This is a genomic window from Bartonella sp. OT172YNZD (assembly GCF_042193725.1).
Taxonomy (GTDB): Bacteria; Pseudomonadota; Alphaproteobacteria; order Rhizobiales; family Rhizobiaceae; genus Bartonella; species Bartonella grahamii_A.
The window spans coordinates 1-1,038 of the sequence record NZ_JBHILZ010000066.1 but is presented as its reverse complement, the minus strand read 5'-3'; the positions used below and the strand labels follow the sequence as shown (position 1 = coordinate 1,038).

At 42.4% G+C, this 1,038-nt stretch carries 2 protein-coding genes; one reads left to right on the top strand and one right to left on the bottom strand.

What is annotated here, in order from left to right:
* On the bottom strand, positions 1-257 hold a 257-nt coding region (locus ACFIJS_RS09010; protein WP_375651282.1), incomplete at its 3' end, for a helix-turn-helix domain-containing protein.
* A gap of 150 nt (positions 258-407) precedes the next feature.
* Here ACFIJS_RS09010 and ACFIJS_RS09005 point away from each other — a divergent pair.
* On the top strand, positions 408-938 hold the full coding sequence (locus ACFIJS_RS09005) for a helix-turn-helix transcriptional regulator (protein WP_375651280.1): 531 nt from the start codon (positions 408-410) through the stop codon (positions 936-938).
* Positions 939-1,038: the final 100 nt, after the last annotated feature.

Sequence of the window (1,038 nt, the reverse complement as noted above, 5' to 3'; positions counted from 1 at the left end):
GAATCTGTGTTGGCATGTTTTGCTGCTTTAAAAATGCGACGGCGACTTTTGGGGTAGCGGTCGCTAAAAACCTGCTCGACGGGCAAACCGATAAAATCGGCAATAGCGCGTTCGGCTTTCTCGTTAGACCGTGTCCAGATATGTTGAACACTGGATGACGATAGTTGATAAGCTTTCGCGAGCTCCGCCAAGGTCATATTACGGCGGCGTAGCTCAGCTAAAATACTATGGCGATCCCATTTTTGTGTGGTTGTCATAACTTCGCTCCTGCTTCAAACGGATGCTCAAACCATCCGTTTTTTGTGGGGTTAATTGTAAAATATCTGCCCTCAATATCGGGCGGTAACAACAGTTAAAACCATTTTACGGGTTTGTCAACCCGTAAAATGGTCTTAATGGGGATTTTTTTGGCACGTTTAGAAACAGAACCTAAAACACCATTGGCAAAACGCCTACGTGAAATAAGACGAATCCTCGGAAACGAAGAACGCGGTGCTTTTGCCAAATCTCTTAATTTGGCAAAAAATACGCTTGCAAATTATGAGCTTGGTATAAATGAGCCACCAGCATCTATCGTAATTGCCTATCACAAAATTTATGGCGTAGACTTTCATTGGCTTCTCACTGGAGAAGGCGAAATGTTTACAGACATGGCAAAAGCGAAAGCAGCGGGTTTTAAACCACAAACTATCCCTGCTGGACTCATGAAAAAGCTCGGTCGCATAGCTTATACAACCTATCGCGATGCAAATATAAAACTCCCCCCTGAAGATATAGCGGAATTAGCGGCAGAGCTTTGTATAAAGTTGCAAGAGCTTGTTCAAGACATCAACGACATGGAAGAGATCGAAGCGACTTTCCCTCTTCTTAAAATTCATTTAAAGCGTCAAATAGAGGCTGAAAGAGTACATCTAGAAGCTACACAAGATACGGCTTAATGCCTCTCTAAGATGAATGGGGGAATCTCTTTTTAAAATCCTGTAATTTAAGCTAACCTAAATATGAATAAGGAGCATTTTTGGCACGCCCTAAAAAAGA